The sequence below is a fragment of the Streptomyces sp. NPDC002690 genome (assembly GCF_053592415.1).
Genome location: NZ_JBSFVR010000502.1, coordinates 1 through 4,168 on the forward strand (window position 1 = coordinate 1; position 4,168 = coordinate 4,168).

3 protein-coding genes and 1 pseudogene are annotated in these 4,168 nt (G+C 70.6%); 1 reads left to right on the forward strand and 3 read right to left on the reverse strand.

Annotated features, from left to right (window positions below):
* Nucleotides 1–230: 230 nt before the first annotated feature.
* Nucleotides 231–548, reverse strand: coding sequence for a cupin (locus ACWD3D_RS34130; RefSeq protein WP_451464585.1), 318 nt, complete (start codon nucleotides 546–548; stop codon nucleotides 231–233).
* Between the two features lie 96 nt (nucleotides 549–644).
* Between ACWD3D_RS34130 and ACWD3D_RS34135 the strand changes: the two genes are divergently transcribed.
* Nucleotides 645–1,265 (forward strand): L-threonylcarbamoyladenylate synthase, encoded by a 621-nt coding sequence (locus ACWD3D_RS34135; RefSeq protein WP_451464586.1) that lies wholly within the window; start codon nucleotides 645–647, stop codon nucleotides 1,263–1,265.
* 115 nt (nucleotides 1,266–1,380) lie between these two features.
* Here ACWD3D_RS34135 and ACWD3D_RS34140 read toward each other — a convergent pair.
* Nucleotides 1,381–2,523: pseudogene (locus ACWD3D_RS34140) on the reverse strand (type III polyketide synthase); the annotation flags it as partial.
* Between the two features lie 22 nt (nucleotides 2,524–2,545).
* Nucleotides 2,546–3,751, reverse strand: coding sequence for a cytochrome P450 (locus ACWD3D_RS34145; RefSeq protein ID WP_451464587.1), 1,206 nt, complete (start codon nucleotides 3,749–3,751; stop codon nucleotides 2,546–2,548).
* Nucleotides 3,752–4,168: the final 417 nt, after the last annotated feature.

The following is a 4,168-nucleotide window of genomic DNA, read 5'->3' on the forward strand; positions in this document are numbered from 1 at the left end:
GGCCGGCCTGGTGGGCGCGGCCCGCCTCGCGGGCAGGGGCAACGGACTTGCGGAACACGCGTCGCTCCGGGGGACGTGGACGGGATGGGGCACGCCGGACGCCCGTGCTGGTCGCACGGTCACGGCCGCCGGTGCAGTCCTTTGTCTCATGCCTCGGTTTCGCGGGAGTACACCGGCACCCCGAGCGTCCGGTTCCGGCCGCCGCCCGTGCGGGGGCCGGCGTCCGCTCGTCAGTCGTTGACGGCCGTGAGGAGGACGACGGCGTCCTCCAGCGCCAGCAGCCCGTGCCGCTCCCTCGGGATCGCGCCCAGACCGCCGGCCGTCAGTTCCACGTCACCGGAGGGAGCGGTGATGCGGACCGCGCCGCGGAGCACCAGGAGAGAGGCGGCGAGTGGTGCGTTGTGCTCGTCCAGCGAGGAACCGGAGGTGAGGGCGATCACCGTCTGCCGCAGCGGAGGCTGCTGGAGCAGGCGATGCGCGCTGCGCCCGTGCGGGGAGCTGCGCGCCGCGGCGAGGTGCTCGTCCGCGAGGGCGTTGAGGTCGTTCATACCGCCACTCTGCCGCAGCACGCGCCGGGCCGCCGCCGGAGCGTGGCGTCGCACGAAGCTCGTGGGGCGGCGCGGCGCACCCCGTAGACTCGGCGGATGGCTAAGTATTTCGACGTGCATCCCGAGAACCCTCAGCGACGCACGATCAGCACGGTGGCCGGCCTCATCCGTTCGGACGCGCTGGTCGCGTATCCGACGGACTCCTGCTACGCCCTGGGGTGCCGGCTGGGCAGCCGGGAGGGGATCAACCGCATCCGTTCGATCCGGCATCTCGACGACCGCCACCACTTCACCCTGGTGTGCGAGAACTTCGCCCAGCTGGGCCAGTTCGTACAGATCGACAACGACGTCTTCCGTGCGATCAAGGCGGCGACCCCCGGCCGGTACACCTTCATCCTGCCCGCGACGAAGGAGGTGCCGCGTCAGCTGCTGCACCCGAAGAAGAAGACGGTGGGCGTCCGCATCCCGGACCACGCGGTGGTCCAGGCGCTGCTGAGCGAGCTGGGCGAGCCACTGCTCTCCAGCACGCTGCTGCTGCCCGACGAGGAGGAGCCGCTGACGCAGGGCTGGGAGATCAAGGAGCGGCTCGACCACGAGGTGGACGCCGTACTCGACTCCGGCGACTGCGGGACGGAACCGACGACGGTCATCGATTTCTCGGACGGCGAGGTCACCGTCGTGCGCAAGGGAGCGGGAGACACCACGCGGTTCGAGTGAGCGTCCCGCGCTCAGGTGCCCGGCGTCCCGGCGTGGGTCCGTACCGCTCGTCGAGGCTCCGGTGCGGCGCGCGGGCCCGACGTGAACGGCACGGCCGACGCGGCGGGCGCCGCTCTCAGCCGAGCAGCGCACCGCCCGGCGAGGGCAGCGCACCGCCCGACGCCAGGAGTTCGTCCGCCCGGCCGAGGTCGTGGTCGGGCCGGCGCACCCAGCGTCCGACCGCGCACTCCGCCGTGATGCCTGGCCCGAATCCGGCGATGAGTCCCTGTGCGGCGTCCTCGGCGCCTCCGTCCTCGAAGAGCCGGGCCAGCGCGTCGAAGACCACCGAACTCGCGATGTTGCCCCGCTCGGTCAGGGTGGCCCTGCTGTAGCGGAACATCCCCGGCGGGAGCTGGAGGAAGTGGCAGAGGTCGTCGAGGATGCGCGGGCCGCCCGCGTGCACGATGAAGAAGTCCATGGCCTGCACCGACCATCCGTGCAGGTCGACCAGGTTCCGCAGGACCGGCGCGAGCATTTCCATGGTGCCGGGGACCCGCCGGTCCAGCAGGAAGTGGAATCCCGTGTCACGGACCGCGTAGGAGATCCAGTCCTCGGTGCCGGGCACCAGGTGCGAGCCGTTGCGTTCCAGCCGCATTCCGGTGCCGCCCTCGCCCCGGACGACGGCCGCCGAGACGGCGTCGCCGAACAGGCCGTTGGAAAGCAGTGATCCGACGCCGATGTCGGCGGGCTGGTAGCAGAGCGAGCAGAACTCGCAGGACACGATGAGGACGTTGGACTGCGGGTAGGCACGGCAGAAGTCGTGGGCGCGGTTGATGGCCGCCCCGCCCGCCGCGCAGCCGAGCTGGGCGATCGGCAACTGCCGGGTCTCCGGCCGGAATCCCATGGTGTTGATCAGCCAGGCGGTCAGCGAGGGCATCATGAAGCCCGTGCAGGAGACGTAGACGATGAGGTCGATCTCGGCGGCCTCGACCTCGGCGTACTCCAGTGCCCGGCCCACCACTTCGGGGACCCTCTTCTTGGCCTCGGCCTCGTACACCTTGTTGCGCACCTCGAAACCGGGGTGGCGCAGCGTCTCCTCGATCGGCTGGACGAGGTGGCGGGTCTGGACTCCGGTGTTCCGGATGAGCCTCATGACCAGGTCGCGCTGGGGGTGGCCGTCGTGGGTCTCGCGGGCGAGGTCCAGGGTCTGCTGCATCGTGATGACGTGTTCGGGCACAGCGATGGCCGGGCGGCACAGGGTCGCCATGGGTTCTCCTCGGGTCTGGGAGCGGAGGCTCTCGTCACCACGTGACGGGCAGGGCGAGCGGGTAGCGCCAGATCGACGTGGTGTTCCAGCGGATGTCCTCGGCGGGTGCGTCGAGGCGCAGGTCCGGGAACCGGCGGAGAAGTGACGAGAACGCGGTCTCCAGTTCCATCGTGGCGAGAGGGGCTCCCAGGCAGTGGTGGGCTCCCCAGCCGAAGGTCATGTGGGGGATGGACGGCCGGTCGGGGTCCAGGTCGTCCGGTCGCTCGAACTTCCCGGCGTCGCGGTTGGCGGTCAGGTAGGACACGTGCACGATGTCGCCGGCGGGGATGCTGACGCCGCCGAGTTCCACGTCCACCAGGGCGACCCGGGGGATGCCGACGCCCTTGCGGAACGGGATGTGCCGGAGGAGCTCCTCCAGGGTGCGCGGCAGGCGCTGCGGAGAGTCGCGCAGGGTGCGTGCCAGTTCGGGGCGGGTGAGCAACGAGTAGGCGATGTTCCCGAGTTGGTAGGTGGTGGTGTCCTGTCCCGTGATGAGCAGGACCATGGCCATGACGGTCAGTTCGTCGTCGCCGAGAAGTTCGTCGCCGTCCCGGGCGGTGGCGAGGGTGCTGATGAGGTCCTCGCCGGGCGAACGGCGGCGCCGGGCGGTGAGTTCGCCGAAGTAGGCGCGGAGTTCCGCCTTGGCGCGGATCGCGTCCTCCTTGCCGGCCGCCCCGACGTTCATCATCGTGAGGGCGTGCGAGCGGAGCCAGGGCCGGTCGGGCTCGGGGATGTCGAGCACCTCGCAGATGGTGACGAGCGGCAGGGGCGCGGCGACCGTCTGCATGAAGTCGGCGGCGGTCGCACCGTCTTCCATGGTGTCGAGCAGGTGGTCCACGATGCGCTGGGTTCCCACCCGCATGGCGTCGATCCGCCGGGCGGTGAAGCTCTTCGCCACCAGGCTGCGGAGCCTGCTGCTGGCCGGCGGGTCCATGAGGTTGATGGCCTCGTCCTGGACGATGGGTTCGGGGGTCATCCGGGGGAAGTCCCGTCCGGTCACGGCGCTGCGGCTGAAACGCCGGTCGGTGGTGACCGTCCGGACGTCTTCGTACCGGGTGACCAGCCAGGCGTCCCCCTCTCCGTACGGCATCCTGATGCGGGACACCGGTGCGGTGGTCAGCAGCTCCTTGAGCTGGGGGTCGAACTCCAGCCGGTGAGCGAAGTCGAAGGGGCAGCTGCGTACGGTTTCCGTGTTCTCCACCGAGGTTCTCCCAGGGACCGGGCCGGCTGATCTGAGGGCTGGTCCGTCCCCGACCGGGTCCGGACCCCGGCTGTATTCCCGTTACCCTCCGAAACATGTTCACCACGCTGAGTAGTCGCCCGATCAGGGGGTGGTGCGGGCGGCGCACGGGACCGAAGGGCGCACGGCGGTGACCCGCAGGAATGAATTTGCGCCCGGGCGCACGCTTCGCTGGTAAGGCTCACTCGGACACGGCCTGGCCGGACACATCGAGTACGTGGAAGAGGCGCGACCATGACAGACATCGACGACCGTCCGGACCCCGCCGGCACGCACCACCTCCACGGACGCCGGGGGTTCGTGCTGACGGGGGTCACTCTCGCCGGGGCGGTGGCGAGCACGCCCGACGCCTTCGCGGCACCGGCGGGGCGGCCCGAG

What these genes read in the sequence shown, in the direction of transcription:
- ACWD3D_RS34130 (WP_451464585.1), bottom strand. Translation starts at nt 548, where the DNA reads ATGAACGACCTCAACGCCCTCGCGGACGAGCACCTCGCCGCGGCGCGC.
- ACWD3D_RS34135 (WP_451464586.1), top strand. Translation starts at nt 645, where the DNA reads ATGGCTAAGTATTTCGACGTGCATCCCGAGAACCCTCAGCGACGCACG.